Raw genomic sequence first — 21,576 nt, forward strand, 5'->3', positions numbered from 1 at the left:
TGTATAGGAGGGCCTCAGTGGGCTACCTTACCAAACACTGATCCATTGTGCTACCCCCTTGTGTGGGCGACGTATTCGGTGTTGGGGTAACAACTGAGGCTCCTTTTAACGTCTTACTAAGGAAAGCAGCCTCCTAACCGTACGGATGTTATAGAGAAGCCAGGGGCAAGATTACGCTACCTGTTTTGCTTGCCGGGCCGGCGCTGGTAACGCGGCAAGTATGCCGATAGCAGCCCCGAGCCCTGCCACTAGCGCAAACGACACCCGCAGGCTGGAAACTTCAGCCACTAACCCAATTAAAGGCGGCCCCAGCAGAAACCCCAGGTAGCCGATGGTGGAAACCATGGCCAGCGCTACCCCCGGCGACACCGTAGTAGCTTGGCCAGCCGCGCTGTAAGCCAGGGGCGTTACGGAAGCAATGCCAAAGCCCACTAGCAGGAAACCCAACACGGCGGGAATAAAAGCGGGCCACGCTACGGCCAGCAACAGCCCCGCCGTAATCAACAAGCTGCTGAGCTGGAGCATACGGTTGGTGCCGTACCGATGAGTAAAGAGGTCGGAGATAAAGCGGCCCAGAGCCATGGTGCTCATGCAGGCTACGTAGCCTGCCGTCACCAGAGTAGCATCGGGGCGCACCACCCGCTGGAAATACACCCCGCTCCAATCGAACATGCAGCCTTCGCAAAGCATACCGCAGAAGGCAATCAGGCCAATGCGGAGCAGGTAGGGCTCCGGGCGGCGCAGGCTGGGGCCGCCGGCCTCAGCGCCGGCATCCTGGGGCAGGGTGCGCCGATGGGCCAGCACCGTAAGCACCAGGCCTACCCCCAATACCAGCAGAAAGTGCCAAAGCGGCGTCTGGTGCCAGCGAATAAGGAGGGTGCCAAGGGCCCCGCCCAGAAAGCCCGCCAAGCTCCAAAGGCCGTGGAAGCTGGCCATGATGGGCTTGCCGTACGCTGCTTGCACCCCAATAGCCTGGGTGTTGACGGAGATGTTGAGCAGGTTACCGGCGAAGCCAAACAGCACCAAGCTCCCGGCCAGGCTCCAGAAGCCCGGCGCCCAGCCCAGCAACGGCAGAAACCCCGCGTACAGACAGGTAGCCACCAGCACTACCACCCGGCTACCGTAGGTGTGCACCAGCCACCCTGCCACTGGCAGCGCCAGCATGGAGCCCACCGGCAAGGCTAGCAGCAGCTTGCCCAATTCTCCTTCACTCAACCCCAGCTTCAACCCAATATCCGGAATCCGGGAGGCCCAGGAAGCAAAACACAGCCCCGCCACGAAAAACAACACGCTGACCGCTACGCGGCGCTGGGCCGGCCTGATTTCAGCCATAGAAAAAGTAGGTAAAAACAACGGGGAGCCACCTGAGTAGCTCCCCGTTGGTAAGTGTCATTCCAAGCAAAAGCGAGGAATCTGGGTTGGTAGCTCAGCATGGGACAGGAAGCAGAGCTTCCCCACCTGATCGTCGTGCTGAGCTTGTCGAAGCATCTCTACCGCTTTGTTGAATCGTTGCCAGGCCAGGTGATTAGCCAGAGGTAGAGATGCTTCGACAAGCTCAGTGTGACAATACTATTACACTAGTACAACGTCAGCACTCGGGATGCTTCAGCACCTCAACTCAATGGAGCGTCCCAATTCAGGCTACGCCGTAGCGCCGGCCAGAGCTTCCTGGCGCTTCTGCTCCAGCACGTTCATCAGCTTGCCGAAGGGCTCGGTAAACTTCTGGGCGCCTTCCTGCTCCAACTGGTTGGTTAGGGCTTCCAGGTCAAGGCCGAGTTCGGGCAGACGGTCCAGGACGGCTACTTCCTGCTTGTCGGCGAGGCGGTTGGCGGGCTTGCCTTTGGCACGATAGAAGTCGAGGGTTTCAACCGGAATGGTATTCACCGTGTTGGGGCCAATGAGGGCTTCCACGTACTTCAGGTCGTCGTACTTGGGGTTTTTGTTGCCGGTGCTGGCCCACAGCAGACGCTGGGGCTGGGCTCCCTGAGCCTTCAGGGCTTCCCAACGCGGACCGGCAAAGATTTCCTCAAACACCTCGTAGGCTCGTTTGGCGCTGGCAATGGCTACTTCGCCTACCAGGCTCTGGGCCAGCTGCCCTTTTTCGCCGCCCTCGGCCGCTAGTTTTTCCAGCTTGGGGTCAATCAGCACGTCGATGCGCGAGAGAAAGAAGCTGGCCACCGAATCCAGCCGCTTCACCGGCTGGCCGGCTTTCACCCGGTCTTCCAGGCCGGCGAGGTAGGCTTCCGCAACCAGGCGGTAGCGCTCCACACTGAAAATCAAAGTCACGTTCACGTTCACACCAGCCGCAATCAGCTGCCGGATGGCGGGTAGCCCTTCCAGCGTGGCGGGTACTTTAATCATCACGTTGGGCCGGTTTACTTCTTTCCAGAAGTGCAGGCCTTCGGCTACAGTACCCTCGGTGTCATTGATGAGGTTAGGCGATACTTCTAAGCTCACGTAGCCGTCGCCGCCGTTTTCGGGGTGGTCGTAGAGGGGGCGGAGCAGGTCGCAGGCGTGCTGCACATCGGCCACGGCCAGCTTGGCATAGATTTCATCGGCGGAAAGACCTTCTTGGGCAAAGCGGCGGATGTCATCGGCGTAGTCGTCGCTACCCGCAATAGCCTTCTCAAAGATGGCCGGGTTCGACGTCACTCCGCGCAGGCCATCTTCAGTAATGAGGCGCTGTAGCTCCCCGTTGTGCAGGATGTTGCGGCGGATATAGTCCAGCCAAATGCTCTGGCCGAAATCGTGAATAGCAACTAAAGGGTTCATATAATGCGGGTGTTTCAGAGTTGGAAGGAAAAGAAAGAAGTACCAAATGAGAAGGACCGCAATCCTCTCCATTTGTCTTTAGTACTACCCTGACCTGTTATCCGGAGCGCAGGGCCTCTATTGCTGACTACCTTATGAAAGTGCGCCTTCGACAGAGGTTCTTCGCTCCGGATAACAGGCGAGGAAAGCTGTTGGTAAACAGGGTAAAGCGAAAGAGAAACTACGATAGCACTTCCTTTTTCTCGATTTCAGAAGGCTGGCCTTGCAGCACTTGCTGGGCTTGCTTTACCACATTCTCCACCGAGAAGCCGAAGTATTCCATTACGGCCTCACCCGGGCCCGACTCGCCGAAGCGGTTCATGGCAATGACGGTGCCCTCGTCGGTGACGTACTTGTGCCAGCCCAGGGGCGAGCCGGCCTCAATGGCCACGCGCTTGCGCACCGAGGAGGGTAGCACTTGCTGCTGGTAGGCCTTGTCCTGCTTCTCAAACAACTCCCACGACGGCATGCTTACTACGCGCGTCGGCACACCTTGTTGCTGTAGCGTTTCCTGGGCTTGCAACGCCAACGACACTTCGGAGCCCGTGGCTAGCAGGAGCAATTGGGGCTGACCGCCTTCGGCTTCGCGCAGGACGTAGGCACCTTTCGCCACACCCTCCCGGGCCGAACCGAACTGGCCTTGGTCGAGCACTGGCAGCTTTTGGCGCGAAAGAATCAGTACCACCGGCGACTTGGGCGTAGTCATGGCTACGCGCCAGGATTCCACGGTTTCATTGGCGTCGGCGGGGCGCAGCACTACAATATTCGGGATGGTGCGCAGGGCGGCTACCTGCTCCACGGGCTGGTGAGTGGGGCCATCTTCGCCCAGGCCAATGCTGTCGTGGGTGAAGACGAAGGTAGCAGCCGACTCGGCCAGGGCCGTGAGGCGAATGGCCCCGCGCATATAATCAGAGAAGGTAAGGAAGGTGCCGCCGTAGGTGCGCACGCCGCCGTGGTGGGCCATGCCGTTCATGGCGCCGCCCATGGCGTGCTCGCGCACTCCAAACCAGATGTTGTTGTTCTCGTAGCTGCCGGGCTGGAAGCTGATAGCGCCGCTGGTGGGCATTTCGTTGGAGCTGGCCAGGTCGGCGGAGCCCCCGAACAGGAAGGGTACTGATTGCTTCAGTGCGTTCAGGGCTTTGCCCGAAGCCTGACGGGTAGCCAGGGCCCCATCGGCGGCGGTGAAAACGGGCAGCGAGGCGTCCCAGCCCGCGGGTAGTTCTCCCGCGAACGAAGCCCGGAACAGTTCCCACTCTGTTGGGTGCTCCTGCTGGTACGCCTCTGTTTGCTGCTGCCATTGGGCCTGAAGCTCGGCGCCGCGCTGGCCCGCTTCGGCCAGGTGGGCGCGCACTTCGTCGGGCACCACGAACGTAGCTTCGGGGTCGAAGCCGAAAAATTCCTTGGCCTTTTTCAGGTTCTCGGCGCCTAGGGGCGAGCCGTGCACTTTGCTGGTGCCTTCCTGCGGGCTGCCATACCCGATAATGGTCTTGACGGAAATAATGGAGGGTCGCTCGGTTTCCTGCTGGGCCGCCTTGATGGCCGCCTCAATGGCGTCCAGGTCGTTGCCATCGGTTACGCGCTGGGTGTGCCAGCCGTAGGCCTCAAAGCGTGCCAGCGCATCCTCGGTGTAGGAGAGGTTGGTAGGGCCATCTAGGCAAATATCGTTGTCGTCGTAGAGGTAGATAAGCTTGCCCAGCTTGAGGTGGCCGGCCAGCGAAGCGGCCTCCGCCGCAATACCTTCCATCAGGTCCCCGTCGCTGACAATAGCGTAGGTGTAGTGATCCTGAAGGGTGTGGCCGGGCTTGTTGTACACGGCGGCCAGGTGCGCTTCGGCCATGGCCATGCCTACCCCGTTGGCGAAGCCCTGCCCCAGCGGCCCCGTGGTTACTTCCACGCCCGGCGTCAGGTTCGACTCGGGGTGGCCCGGGGTTTTGGAGTGCATTTGCCGGAAGGCTTTCAGGTCGTCCAGCGTCAAATCGTAGCCGTACAGGTGCAGCAGGCTATAGAGCAGCGCCGAGCCGTGGCCCGCCGACAGCACAAACCGGTCGCGGTTAGGCCATTTGGGGTCCTGCGGATTGAAGCGAAGGAAACGCGAGAACAGCACGTAGGCCATGGGTGCCGCACCCAGCGGCAGGCCCGGGTGGCCCGAGTTGGCGGCCTGCACCATATCCACCGACAGCAGGCGGATAGTATTGACACTTAGTTCGGCGGGAGAGGTAGTCGGCTTAGTCACGGAACGACAAAAAATGGTGGGAAATAACGCTAAGTACGGCCGGGAGCAGAAGCCGGAGAAGTCTGGGCAGCGGCAGCGCGCAAGAAAAAGGACCGGTATCGATACCGAAACCGGTGCCGGTAGCTAGCACCTGCGTTTACGGTGGGGAAATACGGAAGATTTATTCTTTTACACAAACGATTGTGTGAAAATCAACCGGGGAAAGCAACTAAGGCTGCACTACCGGCCAGCCAGTCGGGTCCCAGGCCAGCTTCTCAATTCGCAGCTTGGGGTGGCCTTTGTCGGTAGCGTCGTACCCGTGAAACACGAGGTAATCGGCGTTATCAAATGTATAGACTGAGTTGTGCCCCAAGCCAAACCAGTTTTTGTCGCCAGCCAGTACCTGCGTACCCCCGCCCTGATCCAGTGCTACCCCGGCCTTGTCCAGGTAGGGGCCCGTAACGGTTTTCGAGCGGCCTACCATAATTTTATAGGTACTCTGGGGGCCGCGGCAGCAGTAGTCGAAGGACGTGAAGAGGTAGTAATAACCGTTTTTGCGGAAAATGAAAGGCGCTTCGATGGCACCGTCGCCCGGCAAGGAGTCGTTGAGCTGAGGGCTGCGCGGGCGCTTGGCAATGGTGCGCCACTGCTCGGGCTGGGCAGCAGCCGTGAGGTCGGGCCGCAGCTTCACCAGCTTAATTCCCTCCCAGAACGAGCCGAACGTCAGCCAGGGCGCACCCGCTTCATCCCGAATTAGGTTGGGGTCGATGGCGTTCCACATGTCGCGCCCCGGCACCGACTGAATCACCCGGCCGTGGTCGGTCCACTTGAAGTCCTTCGAGCCTGGATCCAGGGTCTTATTCGTAGCTAAGCCAATGCAGGACGTGTTTTTCCCGAAGGCCGAAACCGAGTAGAAGAGGTAGTATGTGCCGTTGTGAAAAGAAATATCCGGCGCCCAAATGTGGTTTTTAAAGCCGGGTACGGCCTGCACTGCCCACGTCGGCGCTGCCGGAAAAATGGGCTTTTCCGGCTTCCAGTTCTTCCGGTCCTTCGACGACCACACCGCAATGCCTGGCCCGGTGCAAAACATATAATAGGTACCGTTCTGCTGGGCCATCACGGGGTCGTGAGCCGGAATGAGCGGAGGGGTGGTCTGGGCCGGAGCATCCCAGTGGCTTAGCAGGAAAGCCAGGGGTAGGAGGCGCTTAAGCAAGGCAGAATACATAAACGATTGTGTGAACAAAAGTGAAAAACGTTGTAACTCGGGCCGCCTTGCAAAAACGGAATGGCCAGGCGGGCCGAGCTGCTATTTACTCCGCCGTCAGCTCCAACACGTGGCTGGTGAGGGCGGGGGCATTAAGTGGAGATACGGTTATGCCAACTTGCATAAGGTAGTCGCCGGAGTAGGTTTGGGTGTGAGCGGGCAGCTCAGACTTGGTCCCCGGCATCAGGTTAATTTCCGCGACGCGGTAGCGGCGGGCCGGGTCGAGGCCCTGGAGGCGCACGGGCAGCACCGTTTCGTTGGTGCGGGTGTGCAGGTTGTAGCCGAAGAGCACGGCTTTGGTCTGGCGTTCTTCCACGTACAGCACGGCGGCCTGGTTACCCTCGTAGGGAGAGCGAAGACGGTACTGGTCGCCCTGCCAGATAACGGGGCTCAGGCGCTTGTAGTCCTTCACGGCCTGCTGACTGAACTGCAGCTCCGCGGGCGTCATCTTCTCTACCTCAATATCATAGCCCAACTTGCCCATCATGGCTACATCGGTGCGGAATTTGAGGGTGTGCTGACGGTTCCAGTTCGTTACGTGGCTGCAGAGCGTGTTGGAAGGGAAGAAATTCGAGAAGCCCCACTGAATAAACACGCGCTCCACGGCATCGGTATTATCGGAGGGCCAGAACTCGGTGAAGTACTTCAGGCCACCGTAGTCGGAGCGGGCGCCGCCACCGGAGCACAGCATCATGGGCACGTGCGGGTACTTCTGGCGCACCCGGTCCAGCACTTTGTACAGGCCGCGCACGTAGTCGATGTAGAGGTGGGACTGGTTTTGCTTCAGGTATTGAGAGTAGCCGTTGGTAATCATGCGGTTGCAGTCCCACTTGACGTACGCCACATTCTGCCGCAACTGCTCATCTACCACGTTAAACACGAAGTCCTGCACCTTGGGGTTCGTCAGGTCCAGCACCAGCTGGTTGCGGTAGTAGTGCTCGGGGCGGTTTGGCAGTTTTAATACCCACTCGGGATGCTGGCGGTACAGGTCGCTCTGGGGGTTCACCATTTCGGGCTCAATCCAGATGCCGAACTTCACGCCGTTCTTGTCAGCAGTCTGCACCAGGTGGCCTACGCCGTGGGGCAGCTTGGTTTTAGCCGGCTGCCAGTCGCCGAGGCTGGTGCGGTCGTCGTTGCGGGGCGGGTTGTTGCCAAACCAGCCGTCATCCAGCAGAAACAAATCTACGCCGAGCTTGCCGGCGTCGGCAATCAAGCCGTCGAGCTTGGGCTCGTTGAAATCGAAGAAGGTTGCCTCCCAGTTGTTGAGTAGGGTCAGGCGGGGCTCGGTGCCATCGAGCACGCCGAAGCGGCGGGCCCAGCGGTGCAGGTTGCGCGAGGCCTGGCCCTTGCCTTGCGTGCTATACGTGAAGATAAACTCGGGAGTAGTAAACGTCTGGTTGGCGGGCAGGGTGTACTCGGAGGCGTAGGGGTTGATGCCCGCCGATACGCGCAACGCATTCAGGTTATCTACCTCGAACGCCAAGCGAAAATTGCCCGTCCAGGCCAGGGTGCCCGCCAGTACTTGCCCCGTAGTTTCGGTTGCGGCCTGATCAAGGCCCAGGAAAAAGGCGGGTGTCTGGTACCAGTGGGGTCGGGTACCAAGCTTAGTATCAATGACTTTAACGCCGCTGGTGAGCTGGCTTTCCTGCTGGCCAGCTTCCTTGGCCCAGTCGCCATGAAACTGGGTGAGCCAGTACTGATGGGCATTGAAGTGGAGCATAGCCGAGGCGTAGTTGGTCAGCACCACCGGCTTCCGCTCCCGGTGCCGGATTTCGGTCCAGGTCTTGATGACATCCTCTTGGTAGTAGGCCGCGAAGTGCAGCACCACGTCCACCGGATACTGCGGGTCGCGCAGCCGGATAACAGTTTCCTTATTATCATTAGCTGGTGAATCTACGTTGCCCTTAACCTGAATAGTCTCCACCGAAGCGAAAGCCAGGCTCAGCGAGGGGTTCCCGTCGGTATGCGTCAGACGGATGGCGGGCTCGAAGAGGTTGTCGGTGCCGGCGGGTACGTAGGCTTCGTGTTGGTGGGGTAGGGCGGCGTAGTCGGCCGCATTCGTGAGCCTGGCACCAAGGTAGGTGTGGTACAGCTTCTGGTCAGGGCCCACCGCCAGCACCAGACTCGTATGCTGGGTTTCAACGACAATGGGAGGGGTAGGCTGAGCCATAACAGAGGCCACGCCGCCAAGGAGCAGCAGGCAACAGCTAAGTACGGATTTCAGCATGGGCAGGGGGTAGGAAGTAGGAGGCGGGGCAAGGAACAAGGGCAAACCGACCGCAGCAAGTGATACCAAAAAGTAAACGTTCTGCGGCGCTTGTCGAAGCGTTATCCTGAAAGCTGGAGCACCATTAAAAAAGTCAAGCTGAGCGGAGCCGAAGCAGCTCGCGGGCTGATGTCAGAGGCGCTACCCCAACCATCCGCGCAAGCTGCTCCGGCTCCACTCAGCATGACGGTTCTGAGGAAACCAGGGGGTAGGCGCTACTTGGCCGCTTTCACGCCTTCCGTGGTCATCACTACCCGCTTCAGGGTGCCATCCTTGTTGTAGTACAGCTGATCAATGCAGACTGAGCGGCGGAAGGAGCCGCCGGCGGTAGGAATGCTGCCGTTGTGGTAAATGAAGTACGACTGCCCCTTGAAGTCGATGATGGACTGATGGTTGGTGTTAGAATTGCCAGCCACTTCGTTGAGTATGCCCTTGAACTCCCAGGGGCCCTCAATGCTGCGGCTCATGGCGTAGGCAATCTTCTCGGGGAATTGGTAGGCGTAGCTGAGGTAGTACCAGCCGTTGTGCTCGTGTATCCAGGGTGCTTCCGTGAACTTGGGCAGGGTGGTCACCTTGTTGATGGGGCCGTCGAGCTCCGTCATGTTGGGCTTGAGTTTCGCCCAGTAGCAGTTCGTATTGCCCCAGTAGAGGTAGGCCTGGCCCTTTTTATCCACGAACACGGTGGGGTCGATGTCGTCCCAGCTGATGGGGCTGTCGGTCATGTTGTTGGTAATCAGGGCCGAGCCGCGGGCATCCTTGAACGGGCCGGTGGGGCTGTCTGATACCGCCACGCCGATGCTTTTGCCCGGGATGGAACCGTGCTCCACGGCCGCGTACCAATAAAACTTGCCGTTGCGCTCAATCACCTGCGAGGCCCAGGCGTCGTCTTTGGCCCAGGCAAAGGCTTTCACGTTCAGGGGCGAAGGATGCTCCTTCCAGTTTACCATGTCCTGGGAGGAGTAGCACAGCCAGTCGTGCATCACGTAGCCCTCGCGCGGGGCGGGAGCCTCGTCGTGGCCGGTGTAAAGGTACACGGTGCCCTTGTAGACGAGGGCGGCGGGGTCGGCGGTGTACTTGTCTTTGATGATGGGGTTGCCGGCCACGGGCTCGGGCGCCGCCTGCCCCAGCGCCGCAGTGGGCGCCAGGGTAGGGGCTGCCGCCGCCAGCAGCAATCCGGTCAATAACGAGCGGGTAGCCGGCAACAGGGCGCGTTTCTGTGTCATGTCAGCCACTGCTTAGCGCTTGCCGGGAATGCGCAGCACCGTGAACGAGTTCGGGGCCAGCGTGTAGGTTACGTTCGAGGAAGAAACCTTGAACGGCTCATCCTTAGGTGCCACGTTCATGGGCTGGTCCAGGGTGTTCACGGCGTTCAGGTCCGAGCTGGCCAGTACGGTAGCACGGCCGGCTTTACCCAGCTTTTTCACGCCCTGCAGATTGATGGTAACCGGACGTGCCTCGGGCGAGTAGTTCACCAGCTTCACAATGATTTCGCCGGTTTTGTCGTCGGCTACAGCGCTGCTAAACAGGTTGTCCTGGCCGTTTTTGGCGTTACCGGCCCGTTGCACGGGTAGCATGGTAGTGCCCTTATTCACGGCGTACAGCTTCTGCACGTAGTAGTTGGGTGTGCCGTACGACTTCAGGTTGTCGAACCAGATCATGTCGGGCGTCCACTGCCAGGCATCTACGTGGGCGAACAGGGGGGCGTAGGAAGCCATCACCACCTTGTCGGCGTTGCGCTCCAGGCCGGTCATGAAGGCCGCCTCGGAAATGGCCGCGTCCCAGCTGTTCTTGTTGTCGGGGCTGCCGATGGCTACGGTTTGGGCAGCGTACTCGCCAGCGAAGATCTTGGTGCCCGTGGTGGGGTAGTTGTCATAGCGGCCCACATTCTCGCGGAACCACTCGGGCTTGGCATAGTAGTGTTCGTCAATCACCTCTGCCTTCAACTCGCGTAGGCGCTTGCTGGCTTTATCGAACAGCTCTCCGTCGGGGCTCGGGCCGGCACTTGACACGATGTTCATCTTCGGGTATTTGGCCTTTACCGCCTTCATGAAAGGCTCGTAGCGCTCCAGGTATTGCGGGCCCCACTGCTCGTTGCCGATGCCAATGTACTTCAGGTTGAACGGAGCCGGGTGGCCCATGGCTACGCGCTTGGCACCCCAGGGGGAGCTGGCGGGGCCGTTGGCAAACTCAATCAGGTCGAGAGCGTCCTGAATGAACGTGTCCAGCGTCGGGTCGTCGGCGTGGTTGTGCTGCTCGTTAGCACTGGGGCCACCGGTAGCGGTGCTGCTGGTAACCGGGGCCAGTTCGGAGGAGTTGAACTGGCAGGCCATGCCCACGTTCAGAATCGGAACGGGTTCGGCGCCAATGTCCTCGGAAAGCTGGAAGTACTCGTAGAAGCCCAGGCCGAAGGACTGGTAGTAGTCGGGAGTAGAGCGGTGCTTGAACTCCATGTTCCAGCGGTTTACCAGGGGCACGCGGGCGGCTACGTCGCCAATGGTTTCCTTCCACTGGTAGCGCTCCGATAAAGTGCGGCCTTCCACAATGCAACCACCAGGGAAACGCAGGAAGCCGGGCTGCATGTCTTTGAGCAGCTGCACCAGGTCGGTGCGCAGGCCGTTTTCGCGGTTCTTGTACGTGTCCTTCGGGAACAATGACACCACGTCGATATCCAGCGTACCGGCCCCGTCCAGGGTCAGCTTCAGGCGGGCGTGGCTGGCCGTACCCGCTGATTTGAGCACCGCCGTATACTTTTTCCACTCGCCGGTCAGGCCCGTAATCTTGGTTTGCGCCAGTACCCGCCCGGAAGCGGCGGCCTCGGGACCCGCGCCCCGGCGTCCTTCTTCTTCCAGCGTTACGTTCAGGCCGCCCACGCTACCCGGGCCGCGCCGCAGGTACACGGAGAAGGTGTATTCGCCCCCTTCTTTCACGCCCATGCCCCGGAAGCCTTCGTTAATGAAGCCGGCATCGGGGCTGGCCTGAGCCGCGGTCAGGCGGGCGAAGTGGTTGTTGGTAGCGCTGATGGGCTTGTCAGAGACTACCGTGTAGGTTTGCAGGCCGGCGCCCCCACGAATGGCGTTCCAGCCAATAAAGTGCTGGCCCTGAATTTCAAACGACTTGTTCTTGACCAGCTCGGGGTACAAGCCGCCGTCGGCCGCAAAGTTGATGTCTTCGAAGAACAGGCCATACATAATCGGTGACACGGGGGCGCCGGGCTTGTTTACCTGCACCGTGAGGGTGTTGGCTGCCGTAGGTTTCGTTTGGGCCAGGCCAGGAGTGAGGCCGAGGGTACACAACGCCAGGCCAGTGGCTGCGTGCGCAAATCGGGTGGGAAAAGAAGTGGGCATAGAAAGAGGTGAAATGAGCAAGATGCGAGCAGGCTATTGACCAACCAGGGGCATCGGCAGAGCGGCCTTGGCGTAAAGAAGCCAGCTGCACCAATGGGAAGTAAGTGAGCAGTCAATCAACTGACACAATCGATTGTGTAAAGTAATAAGAAAAACTCAACACATGAGTAATTTATTTTGAAACTCGGCCTGCAACCGCATAAACTCCCCTTGGAGAGTTCTATTTACTTTCTCCGAAACTATTCATCTAGCTATGCTGCTACGCGGTTATTGCTGGCAGGCTACCCGGAAGAGTATAAATAGTTATATCTTTACACAAAGCATTGTGTAGTGCCTTTATAGTATGGCCCCTCGAAAAAAACAAGCCCCGGAGGTAAATAATACCAGCCCTGTTTCCATGGCCGACCTGGCCCGGGAGTTAGGCGTGTCCATGACCACGATTTCGCGGGCTCTGAGCGACCATCATAGCATTGGGCCGGCTATGAAGCAAAAGGTGCTTAAGCTGGCTAAGAAGTACAATTACCAGCCTAACCGCCTGGCCTCGGCCCTGCGCAAAGGCAAAAGTCAGCTGCTGGGTATTGTGGTGCCGTACATTGAAGGGCGCTTCTTTCCCTCGGTGGTCCACGGTATTGAAACGGCGGCCAGCAAGGCCGGCTACAATGTCATCATCTGCCAGTCGAACGAGGACGTGGCTCAGGAGCGGCGCAACCTTGACATCCTGCTCAGCGCCCAGGTAGCGGGTATTCTGGTTTCGTTGTCGCGGACTACGCATGATTTCCGCCACTTCGAGAAGGTGCGCAGCCGCGGCTTGCCCCTAGTGTTTTTCGACCGGATTGTGGAGGGCGACAACGTGAATGCCGTGGTGCTCGACGACCAGGAGGGCGGCTACGTGTCTACCCGCCACTTGCTGCAGCAGGGCTGCCGCCGCATTGCGCACCTGGCCGGTCCTCAGCACCTGAATATCTACAAAAACCGCCGCCAGGGCTACCTCGATGCTCTGCGTGAAGCCGGCCTGCCCGCCGACGAAAGCCTTATTATCTACTCCGACATGGCCCAGGAGCAGGGCGCCGAAGGCATGCGCCAACTGCTAGCCACGGCTAACCCGCCCGACGGAGTATTTGCCGCCGGCGACTACTCGGCCCTGGGGGCCATGCAGGAGGCTGCCCGCCAGGGCTTGCGCGTACCCGAGGACGTGGCCATTTCCGGCTTCAGCAACGAGACCTTTACCGTCATCACCCAGCCTCCTATTACCACCATCGACCAGCGCTGCGAAGAAATGGGCCAGGCCGCCGTGCGTCTGCTGCTGGAGTTAATCGAAGCCGACGGCCGGCCCTTTGCGCCCCGGCAGGTAGCCCTCCGGCCCGAGCTGCTGGTGCGCAATTCCACAGCCCGCGCTGAAGAGGCTTCCGTCGGCGCTGTCCGGAACCCGGCCGCAAAGTATGTAGGAGTTGCCGCGCACTAGGTAGGGGCGTCTGAACCGGGAGCGGGACGTAACACAACGGCTGTTCTCTGGTTCTAGCTAGAGGTGCCCCACGCCGCAGCGGGCCACGGAGCACCTCTTCGTTGAATACGTACTAACGGTGCTTGTTCCGTCGCGGGTGCAACCGCCCCACGGGAGCAGCTTTTCTATGGCGGCTCTTGCTGAGAGTCGTAGTTTCTTTTCTTAGCTCGCCGCATGGTGCAGGAGTACTACCTTTTCGTGGATACGGAAACTACCGGCCTTCCCCGGCGGTGGGACCGGCCCTATGCCGAGGAAAAGGAATGGCCCTGCGTGGCTCAACTGGCCTGGGTGCTATACACGGCGGACGGCCAGCTTGTCAAAGCCGACCAGGACTACCTCCAGATTCCGGCCGGCCGCATGCCGGCCGCGGCCATAGCTATTCACGGCCTCACACCGGAGTTTCTGCGGGCGCAAGGGCGGGCGCCGGAGCCAGTGCTGCGCCGCCTGCTGCACGACCTGGAAACGTACCGGCCACAGGTTATCGGGCATTTTTTGCAGCTGGATTTTCACGTGCTTGGTGCCGCCTTCGGCCGGGCTGGCTTACCCAACCCGCTGCCCGCGCTACCCCAGTTCTGCACCATGACGGCCACCTATCCGCCTTTGCCGGGTGCTCCGCACGGCCGCCATCTGCGCCTGCACGAGTTGCACGAACTGCTGTTCCAGGAACCCATGCCACGTCTGCACGATGCTTATCTTGACGCCACGGCCACGGCGCGCTGTTTTTTTGAGCTGCGTCGCCGGGGCCTGCTTCCCGACGAGCTGCTCACCCGGCAAACACCCCTCGTTGAGCCGAGCGCCCGCACCCCTTCGGCGGTGCTGCGCTGGGTAGGGCTACTGGTGGCGGCGGTCGGTCTGCTGTTTCTTCTACTTTGGCTAGCCTATGGATAACCGCCTCGTTTTTCTCCGGACCGTTGCCCCGTTCAATCTCCTGCCCGACGACGTGCTGGAGGGTGTTGTAAGCCTGCTCCAGGAAGTGCATCACCCGCGCGAAACCCTGCTCTACCGGCAGGACACGTCCAAAGTGCGTAGCCTCGACATCATTGTGGAGGGCGAGTACGAAACGTTTTTCTACGACAGTGAGCAGCACAAGCGCCTGCCCGAGGTGTACGGACCCGGCACCTGCTACGGGGGGATGTCCATTCTGCTTAACAAGAAACGCTCCCTGCGCACCGTTGTGGTGCACAAGGGTACCCGGGTACTCCAGCTACCCCGCCGCGACTTCCGGGCTCTGTGCCAGGCCTACGAGCCGTTTTTTCACTACTTCACGGCCCGTTATGGGGAACGGATGCTCAACGAGGAATTTGCCCACTTTGTGAAGCCGGTAAACCCACCCGAGCAGAACTTCCTGGTGGCCGACCAGCTGTTTTCGCGCCGCATCAGCACCCTGGAAGTGCGCGAGCTGGTAACCTGCCCTGGTACGGAGCCCATCTTCGAGGCGGCCCGCCGCATGGCTGCCGCCAAAGTGAGCTGCTTATTCGTGACGGACGCGGCCACGGGCGCCATCCAGGGCTACTGCACCGACATTACCCTGCGCGACTCGGTTATTGCCCGCTGCCTCGATGCCCGCGGGCCAGTGGCAGCCGTAACGGCTACGCCACTGGTGTCTATCTCCAGTGAAGCCTTCGTGTACGAAGCCATTCTGCTCATGTTCCAGACCAAAACCCGCTACCTGCTGGTGGAGCGGGAAGGCCAGTACGTGGGCTTCCTGAGTCGCAACAAGCTGCTGAGTGATTTAGCGCAGTCGCCTTTCATGTTTATACAGGCCGTGAAGCTGGCCCAGGGGACGCCGGAGCTGAAGCGCCGCTGGGAAATGGTGCCCGACATCGTCAACCAACTGCTCAGCCGCGGGGTGAAGGCCGACATCGTCAACCAGGTAATCAGTACCGTGGCCGATACCATTGCCCTCAAGGTAATTGAAAACGTGCTGGCCGAGCACGGGCCCGCCCCGGCCAAGTTCGTGTTCATGGTGCTGGGTAGTGAAGGCCGCAAGGAGCAAACCCTGCTCACGGACCAGGATAATGCCATTATTTACGAAGACAAGGCCAACGAACAGCGTGAACTGGTGCGCGAGTACTTCCTGCGCTTTGCCACGGCCGTGTCGGACCAGCTCAACCATATTGGGCTGCACTTCTGCACGGGCGGCTTTATGGCCAAGAACTCGAAGTGGACCCACTCCCTCTCGCACTGGAAGCGCAACTACCACCAGTGGATGAGCGAGTCGAACGCCGAAACAGTCATGCAGTTCGCCACCTTTTTCGACTGCCGCTACCTCTACGGCGAAGTCAGCCTGATGCAGGACCTGCAGGCATTTCTGCACCAGGAGTTGTCGCAGCCCCTGGAACGGTTTCTGTTCTTTATGGCCAAAAATGCCTTGCAGTACGAGCCCCCACTCACCTTCTTCCGCAACATCCGCACCTTCGTGCAGGAGGGCCAGCAGGTGTTCGACTTGAAGCGGACCATGACGCCCATTGTGGACCTGGTGCGGGTGTACGCCCTCAAGAACCAGATTTTCCTGACCAATACCGGTGAGCGGCTGGCCCGGCTGCGCGAACAGGGCGTGTTCAAGGAAAAGGAGTACCAGGAGCTGCTGCAGGCGTACTACTACCTCATGGGCATGCGCCTGCAAAAGCAGGCCCGCCAGATCATCAACGACCGCACCACTCCCACCAATTACCTCGACCCTAGTACGCTAACCCAGGTAGAGCAGGTCACGCTCAAGGAAATATTCAAAGTCATCAGCGACTTCCAGGTTAAGATTAAGGTTGGCTTTACCAAGTCGCTGTAGCGGGCGCACAACTGCCGCTGCCGGCTACGAGCGGGTGTGCTACATGCGGGAACTAGGTAGCAACAGCAGTTGCGTAGAAATGTCCCATGTAGAGAAAGTACTATTATAAAGTTTATTTACGACTAAAAAAGGGTATTTTTGCAGAAAAGAATACAAGCTGGACAGTAACAGTCTGCTCGGCGGCTCCTTGCCCGGAATCCGATACGGGGGTGGGGCCGGTGTAGGCCGCTGTATTCCAGAAATGATACCTGAACTATGCCGGCAGTACTATTAGATTCGCCTTCGTTTACGCTTTACCACGACCAGGAGAATGAGTGGCTGCATCTGGAATGGCGTGGTCCTCACACGCAGCAGTCCGTAGAGCACTATTGTGGCGCGCTGCTGCAAGCCGTGCGCGACACCAAGTGTCGCAAGATTCTCGACGACGCCAGCGAGATTCTGGACGGGTGGGGTGAGCTGGCGCAGTGGCTGGGCCGGAGTTTCCTCCCCCTGCTGGCCCAGGAAGGAGTAACGCAACTAGCTATTCTCAATGCCATGGATTGGCCCGCCCGCCTCTGCCTGCAGGCGATGCTGTTGCACACCGAGCAGCCTAGCGTACGGCTTTTTGATTTTGACGAGATGCCCGCCGCCCAGGCGTGGCTTCGCGCGGGTTAAAAAACGGGCACTTGCCCATGGGCAAATAGCCTACCTCATTACTGCTCCGATAAGGCAGATTCAGGAATTCCCCGTAAAAATCCGGAGACTAAATCCGGGTTTTTACGGGGAATTGGCGTATTCTATACCTGTAGTTTTGCAGTATCATCTTTGAATAGTTTAATTAAAGATAGTGTACGTGCAGGTGCAGGACTTACGCATTTACGTCGGCGGCGGAGCCGCTAATCAGGGCATGAGCATTCGGGGGGTGTGCACTACCGTAGACGAAGCCCGCTGCTTGCGCGGAATATTTGAGGAAGCCATTACAAGAGGAAGCGATACGCTCTGGGTGGACTGCCAGCAGTTGCGGGACGTCTCGTATGTGGGGCAGCAGGCCATATTTCAGGTGGAGCAGCTGGCCCGCGCCGCCCAGCTCATTATCTACTGGTGCGGCTTATCGGTGCACCTGGTCCAGGAGCTTTCGGCCACGGGCCTGTATCTGCTGTTGCGCTGCCTGCCGGCCACTAGCTACCAGGGGCCGGAAAGCGTCCGCCAAGGAGCCACGCCACTTGTGCAATGCTAACCACCCGGAGGGCCTTGTTCCAGCGGGTGTCTGCTGCCCTTTTCGGGGGTAACACAGTGGAAATTTGCTTGTAGAACACCGGCTGGCAAATCTGGTTGCCTACTTGCTGCCGTAGGTAGCTGAGGACCATCCCAGTTTGCGTATGCATTTCAAGGCCCCGCCTTTCTCAATGCCACTGCCGGACCAGCACGCCTGGGCCAAGCGCCTGCTCCAGGCCGAGTACATTTCTGGTATTAGTCAGGAAGGAACCCCCTTGGTTACCAGTGCTACTATGCAGCTGCTGCAGCGCTACGTGATGGGGGAGTTTACCCTACCCGAGTTTCTGGTGTTGCAGAATCAGCGGCTGCGGGGCTGGTAAACAGCCAGAACATTCTCGGGAAAGGGGTGCTCCCCAGGCGGACGCGGAAGCCGGGAGGCTCCAGCCTCCGCCTGAGGAGCGGATTCCTTACTTCGCCTTGCGGATGTAAATGTTGCCGTTGAGCGTTTTCATCATGAACTCGGGGCCGCCGCCGTTGATTTTACCGCTGGTAAAGCTGTCCTGGCTGACGCGGTAAGTGCCGTCCTTAGCCGTGCGCATAACCTTAGGCGTGCTGTTGTCCAGGCTCAGGTCGAAGTCGCTGTAAATCTCGCCCCGGTCCGATTTCAGCTTCAGGTAGGCCTTGGCTTTGGCCGGCAGGCTCACGTCAATCTTGCCGTTAACGCTGGAAAAGGCCATGGGCACCCCGCTGGTGATGTCGCGGAAGGTGGTTACAATGTCGCCGTTTACGGTGGTGAGCACTGCCGAGCCGGCTACGTCCTCGAGGCGGATGGAGCCATTGACATTGGAAATCTCCAGCTCGCCCGCTACGTTCTGCACCGCAATGTTACCGTCGTTGACGGTGGCCAGCTGCAGTGAGAACTGCCGCGGCACCCGAATCACAAAGTCGACGGGGTTCTGCCAGGACTGCGTTTTCAGGTACACGTGGTTGTCTTTTTCCTGAGCCGTCACGTCCAGGCCCTGCACTCTGGAGAGGCGCCGCATCCCGCTGGGAGCCGGCTCGTCGGGGCTGGTTTCGCGGCGACCGGCGCGGTTGGCTACGTCAACTACCACATCTTTGCCGCTGGTACCTTCCACCCGAATGGAGCCGCCCACCAGTTTGAGGTGCAGCACCCCGGGCTTGCCGGGCGCACTGAGCGCCACGGTGAGTTGTTCTTTGCTGGCTTGCTGGGCCGCCAGGGGCCGGGCCCCGGCCAGGACGACCAAGAGGGTCAGGAGAGTGCGAAAAAGGAGCTGGTTCATCGAGGCTGTTGTTTGATGGTGACGTTGCCGTTGAGGGTTTCAAAGCGGAAATCGGTGCCGCCCTTGCCTAGCCGCACGGCCGTCTCTTTGCTGAGTTTATACTTGGTACTCTGGCCATCGCGCTGCTGGTTCTGCGTCACGCGCGCCGGCAGCACCTCGGCCTGGGGAAAATCGGTGTATATCTCCCCCTGCATGCGTTTGAAGTAGAGGTCAGCCGACACGGTGGCTGGGTAGCTGACTACAATGTTGCCGTTGATGGTATGGTAGGATGAGGCCAGGGTAGGGGCAGCGGCGTAGCTCACAGTTACGTCGCCGTTCACGGTGTGCGCCAGCGTTGCCTGGTGGGCGTTGAGGATGGTAACCGGCCCGTTCACGTTGCGCGCCTGCAGGGGCCCCGTCACGTCCTCTACCAGCACCTTACCCCCGTTTACCGTCGAGACGCGCACCCCCATGCCGGCCGGTACCTTCACCGTGTAGTCAAACTGATAGGAGTAGCGCCGCCGCTCCTGGCTGTGCCAGTTGCCGCGGTTGGGGCGCGAGTCCTGGGGGCCAGCCACATACAGCAGCACGCTGTCGGCGCGTTGCTCGAAGCCGGGCTGGGCTTCTTTCTGGCCCTGAGCCAGCAGCTCGGCCGTGGGAGCCGTCACGGTTTTGGTGATTTCCACGACCACCGTGTTGCCACGGTAGCCTTGCACCGTCACGGAGCCGAAGATGTTGTAGAGGGCCAGCGTGCCGCGGCCGGCGTTGGCGGGCAGGGCAAACTCGCGGTTAATTGTTTCGGTAGCCTGGCGGTCCTGAGCGTACAGCGAGCAGCTAGGCAGCCACAGCAATAGGACGGTCAGCCGTAGTAGCAGGGTGAATTTCATGGTCAGTGGAAGAGGTAGAAGGTTGGGGAGCCCGGTCGGTCGACAGCGACTCAATGCTTTGCTCGATTTTGTCTTTTACCTGTTGGTTCAGGTTTTCCTGCCGCAGCAGCTGGCGCAGGGGGCGCACCGAGCGGCGCTCCTGCAGCTGCACCATCACGTCGGCCAGCGCCGACTGTACCAGGGGCGAATCCTGGCGCTGCAGGGACCGGACCAGCCCCTGGCGCACCACGGGGTCCTGGCTGAGGCCGGTCAGCACTTCCAGGGAGGCCAGCCGCACGTTCACGTTCGGGTCCTGGTTGAGGGTGCTGAGCAAGGCCGCCACTACCCGTTCGTTGGTGGGCGCTACTTCCTCGGCGTAGCTCACGGCCCGCAGCCGTTGTACCGCCGAAGGATTGGCCAGCAGCTCCAGCACCTGGGCTTGCTGGCCGGTAGCAGTCGGTGGCAGAGCGGCTACCGGCGCGGGTAGCGCCGGGCTTTGCTTTAGCCCGTGGCCCACCGCCAGCCCAACCAGGAGCAGGGCCAGGCTGTACGCCAGCCGGAGTGCGTAGGCCGGTTGCCACCACGCCCGCAGCCGGGCTAGCAGGGTGGCCAGAGACCAGCGTTGCCGGCGCTGCTCCGTAGCTTGGAACTCGGCCAGCATGGTGTAGAAGCGCGGGCGCAGCTCTTCGCTGGGTTCCGGCGTGGGCAGCTGGCCCAGGCTGGTCCAGAGGGCCCGCACGGCGGTTAGCTCCTGCTGGCAACCGGGGCACTGGCGAAGGTGGGCTTCCAGGGTCTGGTGTTCAGTAGAGGGTAGGGTACCAGCCAGCCAGTCCATCAGCCCCTCCTGCACCTGTTCACAGTTCACGAACTTTGCTTCCATTTTCCAGTTTCAGATAAATCTCCTTGAGTTGGCACAGGGCCCGGTGCGCGCGCACCTTCACGGCCCCCACCGTGGTATCGAGCAGCTGCGCTATCTGCTCGTATTTCAGCTCCTGGAACCGACTGAGTACCAGCACCTCCCGTTGGTCGGGGCTGAGGCGGGCCAGCGCCCGGTGAAGCAGGGCCACGTCCTGGGCCTGCTGCAGGCTACCGTCGGCGGTAGAGGCCCCGGCAATTTTTTCGGTCCAGTCGGCCACGTCTTGGTGGTAGCGCGAGGCTTTATGTTTCTTAGCGGCATCGGCTAGCACGTTGCGCGCCAAGTGGTACATCCAGGTCCGAAACTCGCCTTCGCCCGTGAAGGTGTGCCGGTACTTCAGCATCCGGTAGAACACGTTCTGCACCAGGTCCTCACTGGCTGCCGAGTGTCCGTTGGCGTGGTAGAAAAACGCGAACAGGGCCCGGTGGTAGCGCTCGAACAGCAGGCCCATCTTCTCGATCTGGCCGGCCTTCACCTGCAGCATGAGCGAATTGTCAGTAAGCGAGTTCAAGCCTAAGGTCGGTAAGAAGGTGGAAGCGAATTCGGCGGTGGAAACTTCGGCTTTTGCTGAAGGTTACAAGGGACGGGCAAATATTTTTACCTCGTGCCGGCTGTACTGCTTGGTAGCCGCCAGCGTTCCTGGCCGCCAGCCTTGCTGGGCAGGCCAGCAGCGTACCCGCGGCTTGGCTCTCTTAGGCCGGGAACTCGTAGCACACAACGCCCCGTAGCTTGAGAGGGTAGGCGCCAGTATTGACTTATATGAAGAGGTAGCTTACGCGGGGCAGATTCCCGGTCAGCAACGAAAAGTTACGACTCAGCTCGCGAAAAGACCCTGAAATGCTGCCAGATACAGCCGCATACTTCGTAATAGTAGACGGCGGCGCTGGTACTTCTTACTGAGGAGCTGTAGCTGTTTTCCGGTATATGGTCGTACCCCTTTTGCCCAAGGCACCTAAGAGGCAATTCTGGCATTTCACCGTTCTATTCCGTTGGGTATGGTTGTTCCTCCCGTTCTGTCGGCTGAGGTGTTGTGCACGCTGGAAAGCATTCCGGACGCGTACCTGGTACTGGCCCCTGGCCCCACCTTCCCCATCCTGACGGCTACCGATGCCTATTTGCGTAGCACTGGTACCACCT

General features: G+C 60.0%; 17 protein-coding genes. 6 read left to right on the forward strand and 11 right to left on the reverse strand.

All coding sequences use genetic code 11. The features are described 5' to 3' along the window. Window positions 1-171 precede the first annotated feature (171 nt). From K3G63_RS02550 to K3G63_RS02580, 7 genes are all read right to left on the reverse strand, one after another. Complete coding sequence (locus tag K3G63_RS02550) at window positions 172-1,332, reverse strand: MFS transporter (RefSeq protein ID WP_220612522.1); 1,161 nt, start codon at window positions 1,330-1,332, stop codon at window positions 172-174. Between the two features lie 309 nt (window positions 1,333-1,641). Next, the gene (tal, locus tag K3G63_RS02555) at window positions 1,642-2,772 is read right to left on the reverse strand and encodes a transaldolase (protein ID WP_220612523.1); all 1,131 of its coding nucleotides are present in this window, start codon (window positions 2,770-2,772) and stop codon (window positions 1,642-1,644) included. Window positions 2,773-2,992: 220 nt separating this feature from the next. Further along, a complete protein-coding gene (tkt, locus tag K3G63_RS02560; protein ID WP_310794549.1) occupies window positions 2,993-5,044 on the reverse strand; it encodes a transketolase in 2,052 nt (683 codons plus the stop codon). A 208-nt stretch (window positions 5,045-5,252) separates the two neighbouring features. Then, a complete protein-coding gene (locus K3G63_RS02565) occupies window positions 5,253-6,266 on the reverse strand; it encodes an arabinan endo-1,5-alpha-L-arabinosidase (RefSeq protein WP_259404237.1) in 1,014 nt (337 codons plus the stop codon). Window positions 6,267-6,333: 67 nt separating this feature from the next. Next, the gene (locus K3G63_RS02570) at window positions 6,334-8,514 is read right to left on the reverse strand and encodes an alpha-galactosidase (RefSeq protein WP_220612524.1); all 2,181 of its coding nucleotides are present in this window, start codon (window positions 8,512-8,514) and stop codon (window positions 6,334-6,336) included. Window positions 8,515-8,768: 254 nt separating this feature from the next. Further along, window positions 8,769-9,776 carry a glycoside hydrolase family 43 protein gene (locus tag K3G63_RS02575; protein ID WP_220612525.1) on the reverse strand — a complete coding sequence of 336 codons (1,008 nt, stop codon included), beginning with the start codon at window positions 9,774-9,776 and terminating at the stop codon, window positions 8,769-8,771. A gap of 12 nt (window positions 9,777-9,788) precedes the next feature. Then, window positions 9,789-11,897 carry an alpha-L-arabinofuranosidase C-terminal domain-containing protein gene (locus tag K3G63_RS02580; RefSeq protein WP_220612526.1) on the reverse strand — a complete coding sequence of 703 codons (2,109 nt, stop codon included), beginning with the start codon at window positions 11,895-11,897 and terminating at the stop codon, window positions 9,789-9,791. 343 nt (window positions 11,898-12,240) lie between these two features. Here K3G63_RS02580 and K3G63_RS02585 point away from each other — a divergent pair, with 343 nt between their 5' ends. From K3G63_RS02585 to K3G63_RS02610, 6 genes are all read left to right on the forward strand, one after another. Continuing rightward, window positions 12,241-13,359: a LacI family DNA-binding transcriptional regulator gene (locus tag K3G63_RS02585; RefSeq protein ID WP_220612527.1), complete on the forward strand. Its 1,119-nt coding sequence runs from the start codon at window positions 12,241-12,243 to the stop codon at window positions 13,357-13,359. 213 nt (window positions 13,360-13,572) lie between these two features. Next, on the forward strand, window positions 13,573-14,286 hold the full coding sequence (locus tag K3G63_RS02590) for a 3'-5' exonuclease (protein WP_220612528.1): 714 nt from the start codon (window positions 13,573-13,575) through the stop codon (window positions 14,284-14,286). Next, on the forward strand, window positions 14,279-16,183 hold the full coding sequence (locus K3G63_RS02595; protein ID WP_220612529.1) for a DUF294 nucleotidyltransferase-like domain-containing protein: 1,905 nt from the start codon (window positions 14,279-14,281) through the stop codon (window positions 16,181-16,183). Before K3G63_RS02590 ends, K3G63_RS02595 begins: the two co-directional genes overlap by 8 nt. 255 nt (window positions 16,184-16,438) lie before the next feature. After that, complete coding sequence (locus tag K3G63_RS02600; RefSeq protein WP_220612530.1) at window positions 16,439-16,837, forward strand: STAS/SEC14 domain-containing protein; 399 nt, start codon at window positions 16,439-16,441, stop codon at window positions 16,835-16,837. 184 nt (window positions 16,838-17,021) lie between these two features. Then, entirely contained in the window at window positions 17,022-17,399 is a 378-nt protein-coding gene (locus K3G63_RS02605) for a hypothetical protein (protein WP_220612531.1), read from the forward strand. A gap of 169 nt (window positions 17,400-17,568) precedes the next feature. Next, window positions 17,569-17,757: a hypothetical protein gene (locus tag K3G63_RS02610; protein ID WP_220612532.1), complete on the forward strand. Its 189-nt coding sequence runs from the start codon at window positions 17,569-17,571 to the stop codon at window positions 17,755-17,757. A gap of 87 nt (window positions 17,758-17,844) precedes the next feature. Here K3G63_RS02610 and K3G63_RS02615 read toward each other — a convergent pair whose 3' ends face one another. From K3G63_RS02615 to K3G63_RS02630, 4 genes are read right to left on the reverse strand one after another with little or no spacing between them, the layout of a single operon-like run. Further along, window positions 17,845-18,678, reverse strand: coding sequence for a DUF4097 family beta strand repeat-containing protein (locus K3G63_RS02615; RefSeq protein WP_220612533.1), 834 nt, complete (start codon window positions 18,676-18,678; stop codon window positions 17,845-17,847). Beyond that, window positions 18,675-19,544 carry a hypothetical protein gene (locus K3G63_RS02620; RefSeq protein ID WP_220612534.1) on the reverse strand — a complete coding sequence of 290 codons (870 nt, stop codon included), beginning with the start codon at window positions 19,542-19,544 and terminating at the stop codon, window positions 18,675-18,677. Before K3G63_RS02620 ends, K3G63_RS02615 begins: the two co-directional genes overlap by 4 nt. Next, the gene (locus tag K3G63_RS02625) at window positions 19,492-20,403 is read right to left on the reverse strand and encodes a HEAT repeat domain-containing protein (RefSeq protein ID WP_220612535.1); all 912 of its coding nucleotides are present in this window, start codon (window positions 20,401-20,403) and stop codon (window positions 19,492-19,494) included. The genes K3G63_RS02620 and K3G63_RS02625 overlap by 53 nt, the downstream gene beginning before the upstream one ends. Continuing rightward, window positions 20,378-20,950 carry an RNA polymerase sigma factor gene (locus K3G63_RS02630; RefSeq protein WP_310794550.1) on the reverse strand — a complete coding sequence of 191 codons (573 nt, stop codon included), beginning with the start codon at window positions 20,948-20,950 and terminating at the stop codon, window positions 20,378-20,380. Before K3G63_RS02630 ends, K3G63_RS02625 begins: the two co-directional genes overlap by 26 nt. Between the last annotated feature and the right edge of the window lie 626 nt (window positions 20,951-21,576).

Source organism: Hymenobacter sp. HSC-4F20, from assembly GCF_019599275.1.
Taxonomy (GTDB): domain Bacteria; phylum Bacteroidota; class Bacteroidia; order Cytophagales; family Hymenobacteraceae; genus Hymenobacter.